General features: G+C 56.2%; 15 protein-coding genes and 3 tRNA genes. All 18 read right to left on the reverse strand.

Annotated elements, in window-relative coordinates; translation table 11 throughout:
- Nucleotides 1–116: 116 nt before the first annotated feature.
- Complete coding sequence (gene dprA / locus ACK8P7_RS04245; RefSeq protein WP_410042989.1) at nt 117–1,013, reverse strand: DNA-processing protein DprA; 897 nt, start codon at nt 1,011–1,013, stop codon at nt 117–119.
- Nucleotides 1,010–2,563, reverse strand: coding sequence for a YifB family Mg chelatase-like AAA ATPase (locus ACK8P7_RS04250; protein ID WP_410042990.1), 1,554 nt, complete (start codon nt 2,561–2,563; stop codon nt 1,010–1,012). The genes dprA and ACK8P7_RS04250 overlap by 4 nt, the downstream gene beginning before the upstream one ends.
- A 434-nt stretch (nt 2,564–2,997) precedes the next feature.
- A complete protein-coding gene (locus ACK8P7_RS04255; protein ID WP_410042991.1) occupies nt 2,998–4,191 on the reverse strand; it encodes an RluA family pseudouridine synthase in 1,194 nt (397 codons plus the stop codon).
- 146 nt (nt 4,192–4,337) lie between these two features.
- Nucleotides 4,338–5,210: an SDR family NAD(P)-dependent oxidoreductase gene (locus ACK8P7_RS04260; protein ID WP_410042992.1), complete on the reverse strand. Its 873-nt coding sequence runs from the start codon at nt 5,208–5,210 to the stop codon at nt 4,338–4,340.
- Between the two features lie 172 nt (nt 5,211–5,382).
- A tRNA-Leu gene (locus ACK8P7_RS04265) sits at nt 5,383–5,466 on the reverse strand.
- A 113-nt stretch (nt 5,467–5,579) separates the two neighbouring features.
- Nucleotides 5,580–8,174 carry a PIN domain-containing protein gene (locus tag ACK8P7_RS04270; protein ID WP_410042993.1) on the reverse strand — a complete coding sequence of 865 codons (2,595 nt, stop codon included), beginning with the start codon at nt 8,172–8,174 and terminating at the stop codon, nt 5,580–5,582.
- Nucleotides 8,175–8,499: 325 nt separating this feature from the next.
- Nucleotides 8,500–8,585: transfer RNA gene (locus ACK8P7_RS04275), tRNA-Ser, on the reverse strand.
- 184 nt (nt 8,586–8,769) lie between these two features.
- On the reverse strand, nt 8,770–9,726 hold the full coding sequence (locus ACK8P7_RS04280) for an ABC transporter ATP-binding protein (RefSeq protein ID WP_410042994.1): 957 nt from the start codon (nt 9,724–9,726) through the stop codon (nt 8,770–8,772).
- Nucleotides 9,710–10,804 carry an ABC transporter ATP-binding protein gene (locus tag ACK8P7_RS04285; protein WP_410042995.1) on the reverse strand — a complete coding sequence of 365 codons (1,095 nt, stop codon included), beginning with the start codon at nt 10,802–10,804 and terminating at the stop codon, nt 9,710–9,712. Before ACK8P7_RS04285 ends, ACK8P7_RS04280 begins: the two co-directional genes overlap by 17 nt.
- A gap of 1 nt (nt 10,805) precedes the next feature.
- Complete coding sequence (locus tag ACK8P7_RS04290; protein WP_410042996.1) at nt 10,806–11,885, reverse strand: ABC transporter permease; 1,080 nt, start codon at nt 11,883–11,885, stop codon at nt 10,806–10,808.
- Between the two features lie 2 nt (nt 11,886–11,887).
- Nucleotides 11,888–12,823: an ABC transporter permease gene (locus ACK8P7_RS04295; RefSeq protein ID WP_410042997.1), complete on the reverse strand. Its 936-nt coding sequence runs from the start codon at nt 12,821–12,823 to the stop codon at nt 11,888–11,890.
- 259 nt (nt 12,824–13,082) lie between these two features.
- Nucleotides 13,083–14,813, reverse strand: a complete 1,731-nt coding sequence (locus tag ACK8P7_RS04300) for a peptide ABC transporter substrate-binding protein (protein WP_410042998.1) — start codon at nt 14,811–14,813, stop codon at nt 13,083–13,085.
- Nucleotides 14,814–15,164: 351 nt separating this feature from the next.
- Complete coding sequence (locus ACK8P7_RS04305) at nt 15,165–17,108, reverse strand: ABC-F family ATP-binding cassette domain-containing protein (protein ID WP_410042999.1); 1,944 nt, start codon at nt 17,106–17,108, stop codon at nt 15,165–15,167.
- Between the two features lie 125 nt (nt 17,109–17,233).
- Nucleotides 17,234–18,397, reverse strand: a complete 1,164-nt coding sequence (locus ACK8P7_RS04310) for an MBL fold metallo-hydrolase (protein WP_410043000.1) — start codon at nt 18,395–18,397, stop codon at nt 17,234–17,236.
- Nucleotides 18,398–18,567: 170 nt separating this feature from the next.
- Nucleotides 18,568–18,638, reverse strand: a tRNA-Trp gene (locus tag ACK8P7_RS04315).
- Nucleotides 18,639–18,699: 61 nt separating this feature from the next.
- A complete protein-coding gene (radA, locus tag ACK8P7_RS04320) occupies nt 18,700–20,085 on the reverse strand; it encodes a DNA repair protein RadA (RefSeq protein WP_410043001.1) in 1,386 nt (461 codons plus the stop codon).
- Between the two features lie 71 nt (nt 20,086–20,156).
- Nucleotides 20,157–22,727 (reverse strand): ATP-dependent Clp protease ATP-binding subunit, encoded by a 2,571-nt coding sequence (locus ACK8P7_RS04325; RefSeq protein WP_410043002.1) that lies wholly within the window; start codon nt 22,725–22,727, stop codon nt 20,157–20,159.
- Between the two features lie 114 nt (nt 22,728–22,841).
- A complete protein-coding gene (locus tag ACK8P7_RS04330; protein ID WP_410043003.1) occupies nt 22,842–24,443 on the reverse strand; it encodes a cadherin-like beta sandwich domain-containing protein in 1,602 nt (533 codons plus the stop codon).
- Between the last annotated feature and the right edge of the window lie 12 nt (nt 24,444–24,455).

The raw sequence follows: 24,455 nt of genomic DNA on the forward strand, positions 1-24,455 counted from the left end.
ATACAACACTCTTTTTTGTTTTGCAAGACGCGCATCTGGTATACAAGGCATTCCGGCGTCGCAAAACCGGTTTGGATTCAGCAGGTAACCCGGCGGGACCCTTGTACTGTCTGTTTCTAAATTCGTCGCCGGTAAAAGCCGAGCTTCGGGCTCTCGGAGAAGCCGAGGATCTCAAGCTCGAGGAGGATGGAGCTGAGCTCCTGTACCGACATCGCGAGCTTTCCGATCAGCTGGTCGAGATGCTTCGCCTCGACATCGAGGGCCGCATAGACCTTCTGCTGCTTCGGATTCAGCATCGAGACATCCTTCTCGAGCATCTGCTGTTCCTTATGATATGTCAGATGCAGGTACTCGAGCACATCCTCCGGACTCGTCAGGATGTCGGCCCCCTGCCGGATCAGCTGGTTGCAGCCCTTCGAGAGTCCGTCCGTGACCCGCCCGGGCAGAGCGAAGATCTGCTTCCCCTGGTCGAGGGCATCCCCGACGGTGATGAAGGTACCGGATTTTTCACGGGCTTCGAGGACGAGCACGGCATCTGCGAGGCCGGCGATGATGCGGTTCCGGCTTGCGAACTGCTTTCCGATCGGCGGCGCATCCAGCGGAAGCTCCGAGATCGCGCCACCGCCATACTCGAGGATCTTGTCGTAGAGCAGAAAGTTGCGGGCCGGGTAGCAGACATTGAGGCCACAGCCGAAGACGGCATAGGTTTTCGCCTCCGCATCGACGGCACCCCACTGCCCTGCACTGTCGATCCCCGCCGCCATCCCGCTGATGATGCCGATCCCCTGCATCGCCAGCGCTCGACCGAAGGAGCGGGCGACTTGCAGCCCGTAATCGCTCGCGCTTCGTGCGCCGATGATGGCGACGGTCGGCCTGTCGTCCGGCGGAAGGCTGCCGCGGACATAGAGTGTCCGTGGAGGATCCGGTATGTTTCGGAGACGCTCCGGATAATCCGCATCCAGCGGCGTCAGTTCTCGTATCTCCTGTTTAAAATGTAAATCTCTCACCGTCATGGTTTTCCTCCTGTCCCGTACAGCTGATCCTCGATGCCGCGGTAGTTCACGGCCTCACTCAGATGGGCGATCTGGATCCGTTCCTCCTCTTCGAGGTCCGCGATCGTCCGGGCGACCTTCAGGACCTTATGATAGGTGCGCATCGACATCGATCTAAGCTGAAAAATACGCCCGATAAAGGCGAGTTCCTTCGATCCGAGCGTGCAGTAGCGTTCGATTTCCCGTATACCCATCTCTGCATTCACCCGTATCTTCGATTCTCCACGGAAGCGTGCCGTCTGGATCTCCCGCGCCCGGAGCACCTGTGCGCGGAGTTCTGCCGAGCTCGGACCACTGTCCTTCGAAACTGCATCTGCGAAGGCCACCGGTGAGGCTTCGACGCAGAGGTCGATGCGCTCGAGGATCGGCTTACTGATGCCGCGCTGGTACTGACGGATCTGGCTTTCGGTGCACTGGCACTTATTCCGGTCCGGAAAGTAGCCGCACGGGCAGGGGTTCATCGCCGCGACGAGAAGGCAGTCTGCCGGATAGCGGAAGGTGCCGTTCAGACGTGAAATGATGACCTGCTTCTCTTCGATCGGCTGCCGAAGTGACTCGATCGAGGCCTTTGAAAAGAGCGGGAGCTCATCGAGGAAGAGGACTCCACGCGATGCAAGGGCGAGTTCACCGGGCACGACGCCACCCTGGGCGGAGCCGCCGACGAGCGCTGCTGTCGTGATCGTGTGATGCGGGGTCCGGAACGGGCGGTGATTGAGCAGTGACTGCCCCGGTGGAAGCAGCCCCGCCACTGAGTACACCTTCGTGATCTCGATATTTTCCTCACGGCTGAGCGGTGGCAGGATCGTCGGGATGCGCTTCGCGATCATGGTCTTCCCGGAGCCGGCGACACCGGACAGGAGCAGATTGTGGCCACCCGCGGCCGCGATGAGGGCTGCACGGACACCGTAGCTCTGACCGTGCACCTCGGCGAAGTCCACAGCATAGGATTCGTGGACTTCGGTCTGCACCGCTTCCTCGCGCGGGTAACGGAGAAAGCTCTCCTTTGACTCGATGAGATTACAGAGATCGACGAGATGCTCGACGCCGATGATATCCATGTCCTCGACGACCAGTGCCTCCTGAATGTCGACGAGCGGCACGACCGCCCCGCGCAGTCCGGCCCGCTTCATCTCGGAAACGAGCGACAGCACGCCATTCACATGCTTGATGGAGCCGTCCAGCCCGAGCTCACCGATGAATCCGTATGCATCGAGTGAAAAGCTGTCGGTCAAAAACACAGAACGTAAGATCCCGGTCACGATGGCCAGGTCGAAGCAGGTCCCGTCCTTGCGCCGGTCTGCCGGGGCGAGGTTGATGGTGAGCCGGCGTGGCGGCATGGAAATCTGCGCGTTCCGAAGTGCGACATCGCAGCGCTCCAGCGCCTCCCGCACCGAGGGCGAGACATTGCCGACGATGACGGACCTGGGAAGCCCATGACTCTCGTCGACCTCTACGGACACAGAATAACCATCCAGTCCGGATAAACCTGCACTATTAATTTTTGCCAGCATAGAATTCCTCTTTCCGGCGATTCAGAAACTAAAACGACCTTACCATGGAATCAGATTCCTGGTAAGGTCGTTAAGTGGACTATAGTCTGAAAACAGACGCGAAAAAGTGGCGGGTTTCCGGGCCAGACGCCACTTTTTCATCCCCAAAAAATATTTTGTTAGCCAGAAGGTAGCGGTTCCGCGGGAGTGACCGGGGTCAGACCCCGTGTGCCAGATACTTCTTCGAATATCTGGTCGGAACGAAATCTCGATACTTATGGGGTCAGACCCCCTGGCCGCCCGAAAGGTCATGCAAGGCGAGATCAGCCCCCGCCGGAGTGACCGGGGTCAGACCCCGTGTGCCAAATACTTCATTGAAAGTCGAGTCGAAATGAAACCTCGATACTTATGGGGTCAGACCCCCTGACCTCCCGGAAGGTCATACAAGCCGGGGATTACTGGAGAAACGGGCGGAAGTCCTTCGGTGGTTCGGCGGTGAGGGTCTGGCCGGCGAGCTTCTGAAGCGGGCCGTCAAGGTTTTCCGGGAAGTGCAGTTCCCACGCGTGGAGGAGCTGTGACTGCACGCCACCATGGGTACGGTAGTAAGCATTGGCGTCCTTCCGGCCGTACTTCGGGTCACCGATGATCGGGTGGCCGATGGCACGGAGGTGTGCACGGATCTGGTGGGTCTTACCGGTGATGAGGTGGACCTTCAGAACGGTGTATTCCGCACTGCGCTTCAGCGGTTCGTACGCGGTATGGATTTCGACGGCGTCCGGGAATGGCTGCGGGCGGATCTCGACGCGGTTCGTACGTTCGTCCTTCGCGAGGTAGCCGTCGATGCGCTGTGCGTGGTCAATGTCTCCATTTACGATGGCGAGGTAGTACTTCTCCATCGTTCGGTCACGGAGCAGCGTGGCGAGCGCCTGCAGCGCCGGGAGGGTCTTGCCGAAGAGGATGAGGCCGGAGGTGTTCCGGTCGAGGCGGTTTGCGATGCCCGGCTTGAAGGTCTGGAGCTGTGCTTCCGTGAGGGCTCCTGTCGCCATCAGGTACTGGAGACAGCGCTCGTTCACTGACGGAAGACCGGAAGCATCCGACTGGCTGAGCCATCCGGATGGCTTGTTCAGCACCAGCAGGTTTTCGTCCTCGTAGACGATATGCTTTCGGAATCCCTCTACGTCAAACGCGCGCTTCTCTCTTCTTTCAGAAGTATTTCTGGAAGATCCGTTACGATACGTCTGTGCGTTGCCGTCAAAAGCACGCTTCTCTCTTCTTTCAGAAGTATTTCCGGAAGATCCGTTACGGTACATCTGTGCGTAGCTCTTTCCTGCGGATGATGTCTGATCCGATGCCGGACAGGCACACTTAGCGGATGCATTCGCTCTCGCCTCCCGGTTCTTTTCAGCACTTCCGAAATACTGCCCCGTCCGCCCCGTCATGGTGGCGAAGGTTTCCTCGGAGAAGTACATCTTCACGGAGTCTCCTAGGTTCAGGATTTCCTTCCCCTCGGCCTTTTTATCGTTCAGCACGATATTCTTCTTCCGAAGCATCTTATAGATGAAGGAGGTAGTTGCATTTTTCAGGTATTTCCGCAGCAGCTTGTCGAGGCGCTGCCCGGCTTCGTTGGTCGATACGTTGATTTCTCTCACAGAGGTTCCTCACTGTCAATTTATGATGTGCGCTCGTTTTCTCCTTGGTTGTAACAGATCAGGCAGGGACCCCGGCTTAGATATTTCACCGGTCTCGGAGTACTGTGCCTCCGTTACCGCTCCTCCGGGTTCCGTCCCTGCCTGCGTCAGGCCTTCACGTCAGCGCGATCGTTTCCTTCCGGCTTTGAATGATGGAAGGCGGAGCCGGTGACGAGCTGGTCGCCTGCATTGGCCGCATCACCGTCGTAGGCACAGCGGCCGTTCAGGAGTCGCATGCTCAGCATGATCAGCTTCGTCGGCAGGAGCTTACTGAGGATGCGGAACAGCTTCATGCTCACGCCATATACGGACATGCCCTTTCCGAGCACACTGTCCATCAGCGCGAGGTGACAGACCTTCTCCGGGTTCGCCATGAAAAGATACTTATAGAACGGGATGTGGCCGCTGGTCTCGGCGCGCTCGAAAAACTCGGTTTTCACCGGGCCAGGGCAGACGGCGGTGACACGGATGCCGGTCGTCCTGAGCTCTTCGGCGAGGCTCTGGCTGAAGCTCAGCACGTAGCTTTTCGACGCGGCGTAGACGGCGAAATTCGGCTGCGGCAGGAAGGCAGCGCTGGACGCGAAGTTCAGGATGCGGGACTTTGGGGCCATGAACGGCAGGCAGAGGCGCGTGATCGAGGTGAGTGCGCCGATGTTCAGGTCCACCATGCCGAGCTGATCCTCGAGGCTTAATCCCCGGATGGTGCCGATCTGGCCGAAGCCCGCGGCGTTCACAAGGAAGACGATCTCCGGTGCCTCCTCCGCGAGGGCACGCTGCAGAGTATCCCGTGCGGCACTCGTCTGGAGGTCGTCGGTGAAGAAGCGGCACGGCTTCGTGAGCTGCTTCTCGAGGGCTTCCAGGCGCTCAACGCGACGTCCGAACAGCCAGAATGCCTCGATGTTCGGGATGGTATCGTTCAGTTCGATGGCCATACGCCGACCCATACCGGAGCTTGCGCCGGTGATGATCGCAATTTTCATATCTGCACCTCTTCTTTTCTTTGATACCCAGTATACCATGCCGACGCAATGCCATCCCGTTAAAGAATCATTTCCGCCATAAAACCTTCTCTTCCGTGGTGGTCGGCATGCTGCGCGATATACGGACTAGGGCATAAAAAAACCGGAAGCTCTACAGCTTCCGGTTCATTCCTGCGGGAGATGGGACTTGAACCCACACGTCCTATCGGACACAAGATCCTTAGTCTTGCCTGTCTGCCAATTTCAGCACTCCCGCGCGACAAGGTGTATATTAGCACAGCGGAAGCCGGTTGGCAACAACTTTTTTCATTTTTCGTTTTTGCTCCGGAGCTTCTTCGTCTCCCGGGGGTCTGACCCGTGGGCCACTCGTTAATTTTCTTCTGCTTCCGTCGTGGTCGGCTGCGCGGCGAGCTGTGCCTTGCGGGCCTTGATGTCCTCCTGAACGGATTTCTTCGTGCTTTCGTAGATGGCACGGCCCTGCTCACGACCGAAGGCCTTCATCAGGCGCACGTAGTAGGTGTGTAAGGTGTTGATGCCTTCACTGTACTTTTTCTTCGTGAGCTGGATGTCTTCTTCCGTCATCTGAAGAGCCGGCTGAGCCTCCGCAGCATCTACGGTCACGTCGTCTTCAATCTTCTTCGATGATTTTCCAGACTTCTTCGAAGCGGGAGCCGTAGACTCCGACTTCATTTGCGTCATTTCCGAAGCGTTCGCTGCATCCTCTAAAGACGTCTTTACTGAAGCACTGGCATCCTTGTCCGAAGCCTTTTCGCGCTTTACAGCGGCTTTCTTTTTCGCTTTCGGCTTACTGGAGGTCGCAGCCTTTTTTGTATCTGCAGGCTTTTCCGAAGCGTCGGACTCCTTCTTTACAGAAGCGGACCTCTTCGACTTACGATGTGCACCGGACTTCTTCGTCTCGACATCCGGTTTCATGTCATCCGTTGCTACATCCTGTCCTGCCTGCACATGTTCTGAGTCTGCCTTCTCTTCCGTCGCTGTTACAGCATGCTCTGTAATGACCGTTTCCAGTGTCTTCTCCGGAGCGGTTTCAAGCTGCTCTGATGCAGTTTCCGCAGCTGGCTTCTTTACATTTTCTGGCTTCGAAGCATCTACAGCTGTTTTTTCTTCCATCGTAGTCTTTGCATCGTCTGAGACGTCTGCCCGAAGATCAGCTGCAGCTTCCCCAGCCTGCGCTGTCACAGCGATCAGGCGCTCTTTTTCTGCTACTTCATCCTTCGCTGGAGCAGCACCGGAAACGTCTGCGGTTTTCGTGCCTGCTGCGCCCTGGCTGTTTTCTGTATCCGCCGCTGTGTCCTTCTCTGCCGTATGGTCCGCAGTGCTCTCCGCCACTGCTTCCGTATTCTTCATAGCATCTGCAACGCTCTTCTCCGTGGCATCTGCGTTTACCTTTACTTCAGCCTCATCTCTCTTCTCAGCAGCATCTGCCTTCTGTGCGTCTTCCTTCTTATCTGCGTTTACTTCCTCTGCCGGGCCGCCGACTCTCTTCATGGAGCGGGTGACCGGATCCCAGACGAACTGTACGCGGTTTGGATCGACCTTTGCTACCGCCGTCGTCTTCTTCTCGGCCTTCACAAGCGCCGTCGTTTCCTGCGTCACCTGTGTCCGTGTCGCAGCGTTCGCGATGTCCTGTGGCGTATTTCCGGAAGTACTATTTGCGATGTTCTTCATCGGATACTCGGAAGCGCTCTTCTCTTCCTGCTTTCGGTTCTCAGAAGTGCGCTGCTTCTCATCGTTTACCGACCTTGCATCCCTGCGGTTCTTCTCTGCCGGCTGTGCATTCTGCTTCGGATGATTTCTGTTCCTTGCGGCAGACGGTTCGTCCTGCTCGTCCTTCCGCTCATCGCGCTCCTGACGCTTATCGAGGGCGATGCGGGAAGCCTCGTTCATCTTCATGATGCCATCATACCCGCCGAAACGCTCCTGTACTGTCTCACTCGTCGTGTTCTGCTCCGCTGTGCCGTTCTGCTCCCGGCGATTATTCTCCTGCTCACGTGTGCTGCGCGCGTTCTGTGTCCGTGCATCCGGCTCACGACCTGTCCGCTGCTCACTGTCGATCTTCTCTGCTGCAGTGGCATCCGAACGATTCTGCGCATTCCGGTCATCGCGCTCCGGTCGATCGTTCCGGTCATTTCGGTTATTCTGATCATTGCGACGGTTGCGGCCATTCCGTCCACGGCCGCCACGCTCACTGCGTCCTACAGCGGTCGAAGCCTCCGCTTCCGTGACCGCAACCACGTCGGAAGTATTGTCCGAGGATATGGACGCGGTCATCGCCGTCTCCTGCTGTGTTGCAGATTCCGACTGTGCCTCACGTGCAGTGTTCTCGGACTTCGCTACGGCACTGCTCAGTTCCTTCGCGAGCTGATCGGCCGGGGTCTCGGTCATGAGCGGATTCGGCAGGATCGCAACCGGCTCACTCACTTCCATGAAATTCCGGGTATCGTTGCGACGACGGCGCTGGTTGCTGCGGCTGAGCGTCGGACGGGTCGGAATGGTGTTCATCGTCGTGAATGTATCGACGAGCATCGCCTTCTGCTCGCGCTCCTTGCAGAGACGGATCCGTGCCTCGTCGTTCAGCTCCGAGCTCAGCAGGCACTGCTTGATCGTCTCGCCGAGCAGGATCTCTGCGCCGCGCAGGCTGTGCCAGAAATCGCGTACGGCGGCATAGCCATGGTCCTTCGATACGATACAGATCTTCTCGCCCGAATCCAGGAACATGCCGGTCGTCGACGCGATGTACATGTCAAGCGCGTTGCTGTGCTGCTTCAGCAGCTTCACGAGACGCACATGCACCCCGTTCTTCCGAAGATCATCCACGACGCCCTTCGTCACGGCACTGTTCTCATCACTGTAGTACATAACGAGCGTATCACTCTCATTGAGGTAAGTGTAGCCCTCGAGTCCCGATGCATGGGTATTCTCAAAATCAACTAAAATAATCACTGTAGCTCCTTCTGCTTTCGCTGATGTTCCCTCATGGGTTCCAGCCTCTGCGTCCCGCAGATACTTCAGTACAGTCGCTCTCCGCTCATGCATCCCGGAAGAAGCCTGCATGCGATACACATCACATACAGAACACCTCCGCTCTTCTCCAGATGAAATCCGATCCGTTCCATCAGGATCGAAACAACACGTCCGTCTCATCCGGTTCATATACCCCTGCATGAAATGAAATTTCAGCCTGTACAAACCCAGGGTTTCTAAACATAATTTTAAATCGTGACTAGTATAACAAAAAAACCGGTTCAAATGAACCGGTTTTTTCAAGCGACGAGGATGAGACTCGAACTCACAACCCGCATACACGGGCACCAACTTTCCAGGCTGGCCGACTACCAATTATCACACCTCGTCATGTGTTGTGCTGCATCAATTCAGCTCGTTTATAATAGCAAAGCATCACGCCCACGTCAAGCACTAATTAAAATATTTTTCGGACAGCAAGTAACAGTTCAGCTAAGGTGACCCAGAGGGGCGACAACGGAGTACTGTGCCTCCGTTGCCGCCCATCCGGGTCACCGGCTCGAGACATGCTCACTTAATCATAGACCAGTGGTGCTTTCTTCATCCACTCGCTGAACTCTTCGTCCGTGCAGCGTACATAGTGGCTTCCCTCCACGAGGTGCTTCGTGCCCTTCGTGTAGTCGATGCCGGAGGTCTTATAGTCATAGGTTTCCGCGACACGCTTCTTCTCGACCACCGGGTTCGGGCTCGGGATCGCGCTCAGCAGTGAGCGGGTATACGGGTGCACCGGATGGTTAAAAATCTCCTCGGTCGTACCGGTCTCGAGCAGATGTCCGAGATGGAGGACGCCGATGCGGTCGGAAATATACTTGACCATCGAAAGATCATGCGCGATGAAGAGGTACGCCGTGCCGGTCTCCTCCTGGATGTCCTTCATGAGGTTCACGACCTGCGCCTGGATCGAAACGTCGAGCGCGGAGATACACTCATCCGCGATGATCAGCTTCGGGTTCATGATGAGTGCACGGGCAATGCCGACACGCTGACGCTGTCCACCGGAGAACTGGTGCGGATAACGGGTCGCATGCTCCGGTGCGAGGCCGACCTTTCGGAGGATCGCCTTCACCATCTGATCACGCTCTGCCGCACTCGCAAACTTATGATGGATATCGAGGCCCTCTCCGATGATGTCCTCGACCTTCTTACGCGGATTGAGCGAAGCCATCGGATCCTGGAAGATCATCTGCATATCGTTGCGGAGGAGCTTCTGCGTATCCTTACTCATCTTTCCGCTGATATCCTTCCCCTCGAAGAGGATCTTTCCTGCGGTCGGATCATAGAGACGGATCACGGAACGGCCGATCGTCGACTTACCGGAACCGGACTCACCGACGAGGCCGTAGGTCTCGCCCGGATAGATCTCGAAGCTGACGTCATCGACCGCCTTCACCGTGAAGGAATTCGAGACCTTGAAATACTGCTTTAAGCCGTCCACTTTCAGGATCGGCTCCTGATTATAATTCACTGCCATCGATGCCGGCTCCTTTCTTCATACGTTCGATTCTTGCGCGAAGCTCCGCCGGCATCTCTACCTTCGGTGCACGCGGGTCCAGAAGCCAGGTGGCTGCATAGTGCGTATCGCTGATCTTAAACATCGGCGGATCGGCCTTGTCGTCGACCTCGAGCGCAAACCGGTTACGCGGTGCGAAGGCGTCGCCCTGCTTCTCGTGGAGAAGGTTTGGCGGTGAACCCGGGATCGTATAGAGACGCTCGTCGGCGGTGTCGAGGTCCGGCATCGCACTGAGGAGACCCCAGGTGTACGGATGGCGCGGATCGTAGTAGATCTCGTTGATCGTACCCTTCTCGACGATCTTTCCGGCATACATGACATTGACATAATCCGCAACCTTCGCCACGACACCGAGGTCGTGGGTAATGTAGATAACGGAAATGCCGCGCTCCTCCTGGATCTTCTTAATCAGCTCCAGGATCTTCGCCTGAATCGTCACATCAAGTGCGGTCGTCGGCTCATCGCAGATCAGCAGGTCCGGATCACAGGCCAGCGCGATCGCGATCACGACACGCTGCCGCATACCACCGGAGAGCTGGTGCGGATAGTTCTTCATCCGCTTCTCCGGCTCCTCGATGCCGACCTCTCGAAGCAGCTCGACGGCACGCTTCCAGGCATCCTCCTTCTTCGTTTTATAGTGCCAGATCATGCCCTCCATGATCTGCTTCCCGATGTTCATCGTCGGATCGAGGGAGGTCATCGGATCCTGGAACACCATGGAGATCCGCTTACCGTTGATATGTGTACGGATCCACTTCTTATCCTTTTCGAGGATTTCGACCGTCTCGGTCTGTCCATCTGCGTGGGTGTAGGTGAAGCGGATGGAGCCTGCATTGACCGTCGCGTTCTTCGCGAGGATGCCCATGGCGGCCTTCATCGTCACCGACTTACCGGAGCCGGACTCACCGACGATGGCGACCGTCTCCCCCTTGTAAAGGTCAATGTCTACGCCCCGGATGGCATGCACCATCCCGGCCGTCGTCTTAAAGCTGATATCAAGATTCTCGATCTTGAGAATTTTTTCTCTCTGTTCTGCCATCTTACATCTCCTTCATCTTCGGATCGAGCGCCTCACGGAGACCGTCGGCGATCAGGTTAAACGAAAGCATCAACAGCGCCATGACGATGATCGGCGGGATGATCTGATACGGATGGGTCGTAAAGCTGTTATAGCCATCGGAAATCAGGGAGCCGAGGGAGCACTGCGGAACCGGGATACCCAGTCCGACGAAGCTCAGGAACGCCTCGGTGAAGATGGCGGTCGGGATCGAGAACATGACCTGGGTGATGATCGGTCCGATGATGTTCGGCAGGATCTCCTTGAAGATGATATGGAATGCGCCGGCACCGAGGGTTCTCGAGGCGAGGACGAACTCCTGTTCCTTCAGCTTCAGCATCTCGGCACGGGCGATCCGGCTCATGCCGACCCACTCGGTGAGCATCAGCGCGAAGATGATGGTCACCATACCCGGCTTCAGCACGAGAAGCAGCAGGGTCACGATGACGAGTCGCGGGATACCGTTCATGATCTCGAGGATACGCTGCATGATGATATCGGTTTTGCCGCCGAAGTAACCGGAAATCAGTCCATAGGACATACCGATCACCATGTCGATGATGGTCGCGGCGAAGGCGATAATCAGGGATACACGAGTACCGGACCAGGTTCTCGTAAAGATATCACGGCCATAACGGTCGGTTCCGAACCAGTAGAAGGTATCGTAGAGCTTCTTCGCTGCATACTCGTTCACGAGCTTCGTGCCGGTAGTGGTCTTCATCTTCTCGGAGCCGTCGAGGATGCCGAGATTCTCGATCACCTGCATACGAGGTGCGAGGTTCTTCATCTGCAGATTCTGCGCAGAGAAGCTGTAACCGGAGATCTTCGGCCCGATGATCGCCATGAGGGTGATCAGGATGACGAACACGAGACCGATGACGGCACTTTTCTTATGGATGAAGCGCGTCGTCACATCCTTCCAGAAGGACTGGGAGGAGAAGTTGCTGTCGATCGCGATCTCGCCGGCATTATCCTTCCGGACGAAGTCACTGTCGACCGGGACATAAACATTGACCGTACCAGCCGTCTGGGCTGTCATGAGCTGTTTTTTCTTTCCAAACATACTTATTTACCGTCCTTTGCGAGTCTGATACGCGGGTCGATGATGCCATAGAGGATATCAACGACGAGCATGATGCCGATGTACATCGCCGAATAGATAAACGCGAGGGAGATGACGACGTTGTAGTCATTCGACTGGATCGCGTTTACGAGCAGTGAGCCGACGCCCGGGATGGCGAAGATTTTCTCGACGACGAGGGAACCGGTCATGAGGTCGACGATCAGCGGTGCCAGGACCGTGATGATCGGGATCAGGGCATTTCGAAGTGCATGACGGAAAATCAGGGCGAATCCGGAGATACCCTTCGACTCCGCGAGCAGCATGTAGTCGCTGTCGAGGACCTCCATCATCTCAGAACGGGTGAAACGTGCGATGGAGGCCATCGTGAACATCGAGAGTGAAATACTCGGCAGTACGCTCGAGGCCATCGCCCGCTTCGCATCGAACAGCATCGGGAACAGCTTCATGTTGAAACCGAGCTGGTAGCTGAGGAGCAGTGCGAATACATAGGACGGTACGGATACACCGATGACTGAAATCACGGTGCAGAGGGTGTCGACCCAGGTATCGTGGCGCAGCGCCGCGATGAGGCCGAGGATGAGGCCGACGACAGCACCGAGGCTGACCGCAGCACCACCGATACGGATGGAGATCGGAAGACGGGTTGCGATGAGCTGGGAAATCGGGGTGTTCTTCGAGATATTGTAGCTGACACCGAAATCACCGGTCAGCATGTTTTTTACATAGCGGAAGAACTGCACGACGACGGGCTGATCGAGTCCATACTTCGCATACAGTGCGGCGCGCTGTGCATCATTCAGCTTCTCATCATTGAACGGTGATCCCGGCATCAGCTGCATCAGGATAAAGAGCACCAGTAAGATGACGAGGAGGGTGAAGATCGAGGTTAACACTCGCTTGGTTACATACTTTTTCACAATTACCTCCCTTTGGACAAGAGTGCGTACACTCTTCTGCCCTGCGTACTACGGTTTAAGCCGTAGACACGCTCGAAAGCGCGGCCGTCTTCGATTTTCCTCCAAAGTTTTCCTGTTTTGCAGGAGCACTCCGGGATGTACGTCTCCGTACGTCGAAGCAGTGCGTTTCTGAGCCTGTCTATGGCATAAGCCTGAAATGATACAGGCCGCATTTTCATGCGGCCTGCTATCAAAAGAACTGTTTCAAACAATCAGATAATCAGCCTTCGGTCTTTACAGCGTTCTTGTAAACTCTGTTGAGGGCTACCGGATGGAATGCAACGCCGGTGACATTGGTGCTCAGCATCTCTGCATTGCACTGTGTGTACAGCGGGAAGATCACGGACTGATCCATAACGATCTTCTCAGCATCGTACATTGCGGACCAGCGACCCTCCGGATCGGTTGCAAGCTCGCCGGTCGTGCACTTTGCGATGATGTCATCGTAATCGGTGCTGGACCATAAACCGTAGTTGTTGGAGCAGCCGGTCGTCCACATGCCAAGGTAGGTCATCGGATCTGCGTAGTCCGGACCCCATCTGGTAAGACCGAGCTGGTAGTTACCATCCTGAAGATCCTGTACTCTCTGCTTCTTCGGCTCTACCGTCAGGTTGATGGTGAGGCCAGGAAGAGCGGTCTGCCACTGCTCCTGAAGAACGGTAGCAACCTTCTGAGGTGCATCATCTGCATCGACAACCATATCAAGGGTGAGGGAGGTGATACCGAGCTCGTCGAGTCCCTTCTGCCAGTACTCTGCTGCCTTTGCGGTATCATCTGCACATACATCCTGGAACTTGGTCTGGTCTGCGGAGAAATCAGATCCATCCGGACCTGCTGCAAAATCCATCGGAACAGCTGTATAGGTCGGCTTCGAGCCATCCTTCAGCACGTCCTCACAGATGGCGGTACGATCGATCGCGAAGGTAAGTGCCTTACGGATGTTGTCATTGGCCAGCTCTGGAACAGCGCTGATGTTCGGTGTTACATACCAGAGGTATCCGGCACCGACCGCCTTGAATGCAGGGTCGTCCTGTACCTGGTCAACCTGGTCACCGTTGAGAAGAGTGAGATCGAGGTCGCCGCTCTGGTAAGAAAGAAGTGCCTGCTGAGAATCCTGGATCACCTGATAATCGATACCGGCAAGCTTGATCTTGTCTGCATCGTAATAATCCGCATTCTTTGTGAGGTGAATCTCCGTCGCTGCCGGCTCATAGGAGTCGAGCACGAAGGCACCGTTCGAAAGGGTGGTCTCCGGAGATGTACCGTAGGTATCCGGGCAGGTGTTGAAGAACTCTTCGTTGACCGGATAGTAGGTCGGGAAGTACATCAGGGACAGGAAGTAGGAAACCGGCGCGTTCAGCTCCACCTGTAAGGTGTTGTCATCGACCGCAGTTACACCGAGCTCAGACTTGTCCTTCGTGCCGTCGATGATCTCAGCGGCATTCTTTACCTGGCCGATGTCGGAAAGCATGTATGCGTACTCGGAAGCAACATCCGGATCCACGGCTCTCTGCCAGCCGAATACGAAATCCTTCGCAGTGACCGGTGTGCCATTGGACCACTTCGCATCCTTACGAAGGTGGAAGGTCCAGGTGAGACCATCGTCGGAGGTCTCCCAGCTCTCTGCGATGGCAGCTACAGCTGCACCACTGTCGTCCATCTGTGTCAGACCGTCGGTGTAGTTGGCCATCACCTCAAAAGAGGTTCCATCGGTTGCCTGCTGCGGATCGAGGGACATAACCGGGGTCTCCAGCATAACCTTCAGGTCAGATGAAGAAACGGTTCCGGTCGCCTCTTGAGCGGCAGCGGTTTCACCAGCTGCTGCAGTGCCGGCAGCCTCAGTCGCAGCAGCGGCGGTCGTCTCCTGGTATGCAGAAGATCCACAAGCCGCCATGCTGAGGACCATCGCACCAGCAGTTACGGTCGCAACAAGTGCTCTTGTCTTTTTCATAACTTACTCCTCCTTAAAAAGTAGAAAACGCAATGGCTTCACCGGTCAAAAACTAGCACTCCATTGCGCGATGATGAAAGTATATAACTTTACACCGTTAAAGTCCAGCGCATGAATTCGTAAAAGCATAGCGATTAGTAAAATCAAATATAACGCATATGAATAGTAATCGATTAAGTTATATCAAAAACGAGTTATTAGACACATTTTTGTATGTCTATAAATATATTTTTACAATAGTAATGCAATGCATAAAATTTATTTATTCATCTTGAATTCATAAGAAAACAGGCGTCGAGTGCTTTTTACTGTAGAGCATTTCGATACCAGCCATTTAAATTCCTTAACATTTTACAATCCGTTTTTATCGATCTGTTCCTGAAGATCAGAGAGATATGCCCAGCGTTCCATCTTTTCATCCAGGAGATTTTCTTTTTTTTCTTTCTCCTGTGTGAGTTCGTGGAGCTTGATGAAGTCCTGGGCGTACTTCATCATTTCGTCGTCGATGGCGGCGATGCGGGTTTCGAGAGCGTCGATGTCGGCCTCGATGGTTTCCCACTCCTTCTTCTCCTTGTAGGACATGCGTAGCTGGTGACGGTCACGATTGGAGCTTGACGGGCTGCTGTCGCCGGACGCCGCAGCTGCGGTATCACCGGAGGCGCTGCTGGTCGTTCCGTCCTGAGCGGTGACGACACCGCGGTCGCCGGCATTGACTGACGATTTCGAAGACGCCAGGCTGTTCCCGCCGGTACCTCCGATCGAGCCGGCCTTCGCAAAGCTCGGGTCCTCCTCCGGGTGGCGACGCAGATACTCGACCTGATAATCGGTGTAACCACCCTCATACTGGCTGATCCGGCCATCGCCCTCGAAGGCGAAGATGCGGTTCACGACACGGTCGAGGAAGTAGCGATCATGGGATACCGTGATGACGATCCCGTCGAAGTGATCGAGATAATCCTCGAGGATCGTCATCGTACGGATATCGAGGTCGTTCGTCGGCTCATCGAGGATGAGGACATTCGGCTCGGACATGAGGACGCGGAGCAGATAGAGGCGACGCTTCTCGCCGCCGCTCAGCTTCTCGACCTTCATATACTGCACGGAAGGTGGGAACAGGAAGCGGTCGAGCATGTTGCTCGCACTGATGAGACCGTCCACGGTGTGCACGTACTCGCCGATGGAGGTCATCGCATCGATGACGCGCTGATTTCCATCGAGCGCCTCGTTCTCCTGACTGAAATAACCGATGCGCACGGTCTGTCCGACGTTGATCTCACCACTGTCTGGTGTTTCCCAGCCGGTGATCATCTTGACGAGGGTCGACTTGCCCGCGCCGTTCGGTCCGATGATGCCGACGCGGTCGTTTCGCAGGAAATTATAGTTGAAGTGATCGAGCAGCACATGCCCGTCGTACGCCTTCGAGACATCGACGAGCTCGATCGTCGACTTGCCGAGGCGGGTCCGGATGGAGCTCAGCTTCAGCTCCTCTTCCTCCGTCGGACCGTGCATCGCTGAGAGCTTTTCATAGCGCTGGAGGCGTCCCTTCTGCTTCGTGGTACGTGCCTTCGCACCGCGCATCACCCACTTCAGCTCGTTCCGGAGAATATTCTGACGTGTCCGCTCCTTCGCACGGGCGATGTCCATACGCTCGGCCTTCAGCTCGAGGTAGCCGGCGTAGTTTGCCTTATAGCTGTAGAGCTTGCCCTGATCGAGCTCGACGATGCGGTCGCAGATCTCATCGAGGAAGTACCGGTCATGGGTGACCATCAGCAGTGTCCCCTTATAGCGCTTCAGGTACTCCTCGAGCCACTCGGACATCGCGCCGTCGAGATGGTTCGTCGGCTCGTCGAGGATCAGCAGATCAGCGGTACTGAGCAGTGTACTCGCGAGCGCCACACGTTTCTTCTGTCCGCCTGAGAGTTCCTTGATCTTCCGACTGAAGTCGTTCTCACCGAGCTTTGACAGGAACTTCTTCGCTTCTGTCTCCAGGTCCCATACATGCTGGTGCCCCTCGTTATCATGCAGGATCGCCTCCAGGATGGTATCCTCCGGGTCGAAGGACGGCGTCTGCGGAAGAAAGCGGATCTCGAGCTCGCGGCGCATCGCCATGCTGCCCTCATCCGGCTCCTCGAGCCCCGCGATGATGCGGAGAAGTGTCGACTTACCGGTGCCGTTCACGCCGATCAGCGCGACCTTCTCGCCCTCGTTGATGGAAAAATCTGTATCCTGCAAGATCTGCCGCTCGGTATAGACCTTGCTGAGATGTTCGATCGTAACGATGTTGTTCTGTGCCATACCCTTCCTTACTTCACCCGGACGAACCGGGGATCCTGTCGGTGCGCACACCCTCCCTTTCGGGAGACCGCTGTGCACACAATTCTGTATCTGAACTGTTCTGAAACTGCCGCTCTCGGAGATTCTTATTCCGTCGGTTCCACCGCACTCCAGTAGAGCACACCATTCCGGTCGATCCGCCGGACGAAGCCCTCATCATGGAGGTACTCCAGCAGGCTGAAGGTTTTCGTGATCAGCATCTTATAGGAGAAAAATACCTCCTCGTCCTCCGGATGGTCCTCCATCCGGTAGATGGCCTTCGCAACCTGGCGTACCGTCCGCTCCTGCGGCTGATGCCCGTCATCGATTTCGTCCTTCGCCTGACTGAGCTCGCTTCCACTCTTTCCTTCGGCCGATGTCTCCGTCCGGCAAGCAGTCGCCCTGGCTCTTAAATACTCGAGTGCCACCGTGCTCTTATTGAGATAGCTGTAGACGATGCTGTCGACATCTGCAGGGACATCCTGAATGATCTCACCATGGGATGGGATGATCGTCCAGTCGGCATGCTCCTCCTTGATCTTTCGAAGCGATGCGAACATCCCCTCCAGAAGGTGTTCATCCGGATAGGTCGTGACCACGATCGGAGAGATACCGTGAATCAGCTGATCCGCGGTAAAGAGGATGTGCTTCTCTTCCTCGATCAGTCCGATCTGCCCATAGGTATGTCCCTTCAGCGGGATACTACGGAAACGGTAGTCGCCATAACAGAAGACATCCCCTTCCTTCACCGGCGTATATGGGAAGCCGCTGATCGACAGCGCCCACTCGCCATGGTCCTTTACCCGTTTCGAAAAGCGCAGAAAATTCTCCCAGGCATACGGCGTGTGATCCGGCGTGATACCGACCCATCGCATGACCTTCGTCTGTGCACGCTGGCTGTCGCCACTGACACGATAGGACAGACAGTCGTACGGATGACGCTCCTCCGCCGGATTCATGAACAGATGGACACCATCGGCAGCAAAGGTCTCGGCGAGACCGGAGTGATCATGGTGACGATGTGTGAGGTAGAGATCCAGCTGATCCACCGGAATCTCCAGCTCCGCCAGTGCCTTTTTCAGCTTCTGATAGCAGCCCGGGTCCTTGAAGCCCGCGTCGATCATCAGGCTGCGGCCGTCATGGACAGTCGGTGATCCCTTGATGATAAAAATCTGAACTCGATTTACGCCCTGCTGAACCGTCATATCTTGAAGGCTCACACGATAAATGCCAGGAAGAATTTCCGTATAAAGCTCTGCTTTGTTCGTCATGCTACACTCCGTCGTAAAGAGGTGATCCGATATCCGGATGGAAATGATGATTCTGAAACATCCGTTGTTTCAGAATCCCTGCTGTGTTCGCCCGCTCGTACTGCAGCTACAACACGAGCAGACCATATAAAAAAAAGGAACCAGACCAACGTCTGATTCCTTCTCCTTCGCAGGGGTTGAGGGATTCGAACCCCCATGAGCGGTTTTGGAGACCGATATCTTACCATTGGATGAAACCCCTGTATGAGTCGTCGTTTTGACGACTCGTTTATAATACTCATTTTGCACCTGTAAGTCAAGCACTATTTCTTGAGAATTTTTACCGCTTCCCGGATGCTGCGCACCGGGACGAGCTCGCAGGCCGACAGGTTCGGCTGACGCAGCTTCTTCATATGAAAGGCCGGAAGCACGATCTTATGGAAGCCAAGACGGGCCGCCTCTTCGATCCGCTGGTCGGCGTTCGATACGGCACGTACCTCGCCACTCAGTCCGACCTCACCGAAGATCATCACATCCTCCGGGATCTCGATATTCATATAAGAAGAAATCAGCGCCATGATGACGGCGAGGTCCATGGACGGCTCGGCGATACGCAGTCCGCCGGTGATATTGACATAGGCATCGTACTTCCCGATCTCGAGATTCAGCCGCTTTTCGACGATGGCGATCAGCAGGTTCAGGCGATTATAATCGATGCCGTTCGCCGTACGTCGCGGCAGATTAAAGGCACTCGGTACGAGCAGGCCCTGAATCTCGATCAGCAGCGGGCGCGTGCCCTCCATGCCACAGGTGACGACCGAACCGCTGGCGCCGATCGGTCGACCGGAAAGCAGTAGCTCGGACGGGTTCAGCACCTCATGCAGCCCGGCACCATCCATCTCGAACACCGCGATCTCGTTCGTCGAACCGAAACGGTTCTTCTGCCCATGCAGGATGCGGAGGCTGCTTCCGGACTCGCCCTCGAAAAAGAGGACGACGTCAACCATATGCTCGAGGATCTTCGGACCGGCGACGGTCCCGTCCTTCGTCACATGACCGACGAGGAAGATGGCGATGCCGCACTCCTTCGCGGTGCGCAGCAGCTGAGCGGCCGACTCACGCACCTGACTGACCGAGCCCGGAGCCGCCGTGACGCTCTCGGTATACATCGTCTGGATCGAGTCGATGACGACGAAGTCCGGTTTTTCCTCCCGGATGGTCTCGATGATGTTCTCGATATTCGTTTCCGTCATGAAGTGAAGATCTCCGGAGATCGGCCGAATGCGCTCTGCACGCAGCTTGATCTGCTTGAGGCTCTCCTCACCGGAGACATAGAGAACCGATTTTCCATCGTCCGCTGCCAGATTTCGCGATACCTCGAGCAGGATCGTCGATTTTCCGATGCCCGGGTCACCACCGAGCAGTACCATCGAGCCCACGACGATACCACCGCCGAGCACACGATCGAGCTCCTGGAAACCGGTCGGGATACGATCCTCCTTTTCGAGGGCGATTTCATCGACACGCACCGGTCGCTGCCGAGGCGGACGCGTGCCGGTGTTTCGGCTGAAGCCGGAAGCCGGAGATGCTTTTACGACCGGTTCCTCCACGAAGGTATTCCATGCGCGGCAGCTCGGACACTGACCGAGCCACTTCGCAGATTCATAGCCACATTCCTTACAGAAGTAGCGCGATGTACTTTTCGCCATAGTATTTCCTCTTATAAACAGCACGCACGGACATCGGGATGTTCGTGCGTAGCTGTGCATATGATACAGATTTACTTGTTTTCTGCCTGTTCCGCCGCGATCTGCGTCGCATCGATCGGTTGCGTTTCCATAGCCTGATCCTTCACAGCAGTCGTCGATTCCTTCTTCGCATGACGAGCGCCGGCAGATGGCAGACGACGCCCCTGAAACTTCAGGGTCTTGCCATCCTTATCGACGCCGATCCGAACACTGGAATTCTTCGCGATGTGTCCACTCAGGATCTCCTCTGCGAGCTTATCCTCAAGCTCAGTCTGAAGCACCCGGCGCAGCGGACGTGCACCGTACTTCGGATCGTAGCCACGCTCGATGAGGAGGTTCGCTGCATCCGCATCGAGGTGAAGCCGGATATTGAGCTCCTCGAGTGCGTTCTTCACCATATTCCTCATCATGATGTCGAGGATCGCACGGAGGTCCTCCTTCGTGATCGGCTGGAAGACGATGATGTCATCGACACGGTTCAGAAACTCCGGGCGGAAAAGACGATGCACCTCTTCCATCACACGGGATCGGATGATCTGGTAGTTCTTCGCCTTCTCATCCCCACCGGTGTCGAAGCCGAGCCGCTTCGGGCTCACGATCTGCTCGGCGCCGGCGTTTGACGTCATGATGATGATCGTATTCTTAAAGGAAACCTTCCGGCCCTGGGCATCGGTGATGTGACCGTCATCGAGCACCTGGAGAAGCACGTTCAGTACATCCGGATGTGCCTTCTCGATCTCGTCGAAGAGGATGACGGAATATGGGTTCCGGCGCACCTTCTCACTGAGCTGACCACCCTCATCGTAGCCGACATAGCCTGGCGGCGATCCGATCATCTTAGAAACGCTGTACTTCTCCATGTACTCAGACATGTCGACGCGGATGAGATCCGCCTCGGAGCCGAACATCGCCTCGGCCAGTGCCTTGCTGAGCTCCGTCTTACCGACACCGGTCGGTCCGAGGAACATGAAGGAGCCGATCGGACGCTTCGGATCCTTGAGACCCACACGTCCGCGACGGATCGCCTTCGCAACGGCAGACACCGCTTCAGTCTGTCCGATGACGCGTTTATGCAGCGTCTCCTCGAGACGCATGAGGCGTTCTGCCTCACCCTCCGTGAGCTTCTCTACCGGGATACGGGTCCACTCGGAGACCACACGCGCGATGTCGGCCTCGGTGACGTGAAGTTTATGCTCCTCCTTCTCCGACTGCCAGCTCTGTAGTGCACGCTCCAGCTTTGCCTTCTCCCGCTGCTGCTTCTTCTTGATCTGGGAAGCCGCTTCGAAATCCTCACGGCGGATACAGTCTTCCTTCTCCGCATCCATCGCGTCGATCTTCGCACGGAGCTTCTTTATGTTCTCCGGTTCGCCGGAGTGAAGGATCCGGATTTTCGACGCTGCCTCATCGATGAGGTCGATGGCCTTATCCGGCAGATAACGGTCATTGATATAGCGGACCGAAAGGGTGACGGCTGCCTTCAGCGCTGCTTCGTCGATCAGCACCTGATGGTGCTCCTCGTACTTCGATACGATGCCCTGCAGGATCGCATAGCTCTCCTCTTCACTCGGTTCATCGATCGTCACCGGCTGGAAACGACGTTCGAGCGCTGCATCCTTTTCGATGTGCCTCCGGTACTCATCGAGGGTCGTCGCACCGATGATCTGGAGCTCACCACGGGCCAGGGCCGGCTTCAGGATATTCGCCGCATCGAGTGCACCCTCAGCACCGCCAGCACCGATGATGGTATGCAGCTCATCGATAAAGAGCAGAACCTGTCCGTTCTTCACGGTTTCGGCGATGACGCGCTTGATGCGCTCCTCAAACTCACCGCGGTACTTCGAGCCCGCGACCATGCTGGAGATATCGAGAGACATGACACGCTTCTGCAGGATGGTATCCGGGACATCACCGGCGACGATACGCTCCGCCAGTCCCTCAACCACGGCAGTCTTGCCGACACCCGGCTCACCGATCAGACATGGATTGTTTTTCGTGCGTCTGGACAGGATCTGGACGACACGCATGATCTCCCGCTCCCGACCGATCACCGGGTCGAGCCTTCCTTCCGCTGCCATCGCCGTGAGATCCCGCGCATACTGATCCAGCGTCGGTGTATCCGATACCGGCTGCTGTGCTGCCTGCGGGCGGCTCTGATCATCGATCACGACATCGTCCCCGATGACCGCCATGATCTGCTGGTACATACGCTGCGCGTTCGCGCCGAGTGTCGCGATGATACGTGAAGCGACGCAGTTTGTATCCTTCAGCATCGCGATCAGGATGTGCTCTGTCCCGACGAGACGGGCCCCGGCGCGCAGCGATTCCTGCATCGCATTCTGCATGAGACGCTTCGCCGATGGCGTATAGCCTGCACGCTCACGGATCGTCACCTTCGTATCCGAAGAGATGAACTTCGCGATCATATCGAGGATCTTCTGATCATCGATGCCATTGGACTGCAGGACCTTCGCGGCCACCGCCGTGCCCTCACGACGAAGACCGAGAAGGATGTGTTCGGTTCCTATGTACTGATGGCCCAGCTCCTCTGCCGCTTCGATCGCGAGCTGCAGCGCACGCTGTGCCTGTATCGTAAACTGATTCATGCTTTACCACCTTTCATGAAGGATATTCTAGTGCATTTCAGGATTTGAATCAATCTTGATTTAAGAAGGAGAGCCTGCAGCTTCAGCTGCAGGCTCTCCTTCTGCTCTTATGATTTAAAGATCCTCGATATCCAGTCCGGGATCCTTCGGCATCTGGAAGGCTCTTGTGTGCTCGAGATCCTCCTCCGGCTCCGTCGGTGCGTGCTGCACGCCACCGAGATCATGGAGTGCGATCGTCGGCTCATCGACGTCGTCGAGGTCCTCGATATCGAGGCCATGCGTGCGCTCGGAAGCATCGCTGCCCGAGATCGCAGCACGGTCTTCCGGCTTCAGGACGCATGTTGCATCGAGATCGCTTTCCTCCGTATCACGGTCGTCTGGAAGGTCTGTGCTTCGCTTCGGAAGCTCTCCGAGCTTATGAAGCGGGATCGTCTCCTCCAGTGAGGTAGTCTCGGCTCCGACGGCATCCATACCCTCATCCTCGATGGAGACCGGCTTCACACGGTTCTTTTCAGACGCATTCATGCGTCGAACCGTGCTGCTTCCCTGACCATCATGACGTCTGGTGACGAGTACGATCACAAATACCAGCAGGCCCAGGACAGCCACCGCCAGGATACAGGTCAGGATGAACATATGATTATACTGACGAACCAGTGCGTCATAGCGGGATACCAGCTCAGGGTACTGTTCTGCATCCGCCTTCAGCTGCTGCTCGACCGGATCCTCGAAATAGCGCTGGATGGTCTTCTCCGTCAGGTCATAGCGGTAGAAATTCAGCTCGCCCGCCTCGTTCATGCCATACACGATGCAGTACTGGTGATCGGTATCGAGCTTCCATACCCAGCCCTTCACCTGATGCCCGTCGATGTCGATCGTGCTTTCTGCGAAGCCCTCCGGAATCTCGACATCGGAGCCCGGATTCATGATGGTGATGGTCTTATCCTTTGCGCTGAGCTTTACACCCTCGTTCGTCGTTGCGGTCGTCGTATCACCGACATTCGGTCCACCCTCCTGCTTCGTAACGTCCAGTGTATAAACCGCCTGGCTCGTACCATCGGCGGCCGTCACTGTGATCGTCACGGTATTCTCGCCCATGCTTAACTGCTCATTGCCACTCACCTGAACGGAGGCGGTGCTGTCTGCGGCGATCGCATTGATTGCCAGGGTATCAACCTCTGTACCGACGATCAGTGAATAGCTGGTCGTATCGGCTGAAAATGCCGGGCTCAGGGTGCCTGGTGAAACCACGAGCGACGACAGCTGTGTATTCGTCGATGCGGCGGCTGCCGAGCTGATCGTCACGGTGGACGAGCCCTGGTGCTCGAGCTCTGCGAAGCTCTCATCGGCATCGTAGATGTTGAAATTCTGAATCGTCAGGGTAGCGGTGCCGGCAGACAGGGTATGGAACTTCAGATTATACTCGAGGGTTCCGGTGCCGCTGCCATTGGTGCCGCCATTGATACGTACGGTGCCGGCGCCTCCCGATGCGTCTGTACCACTGACAAACTCAAGCAGATTCGCATCATAGGCGAGGGTCACGTCGGCACGGGCCAGCGTCGTCTCGCCACTCGACACCTTCATCGTGACATTGACATCCGACCCGACCGTGACGCTCGGGTCCGAGAAGGTGATGGCCGCGCTCGACGCAAGTGCCTGCATCGACAAAAGCAGTGTGAAAAGAACGGTTGTTATGAAATATGAAAAACGTTTCATGCGTACCTCTAT

This window comes from Oribacterium sp. P9, from assembly GCF_046365365.1.
Lineage (GTDB): Bacteria > Bacillota > Clostridia > Lachnospirales > Lachnospiraceae > Oribacterium.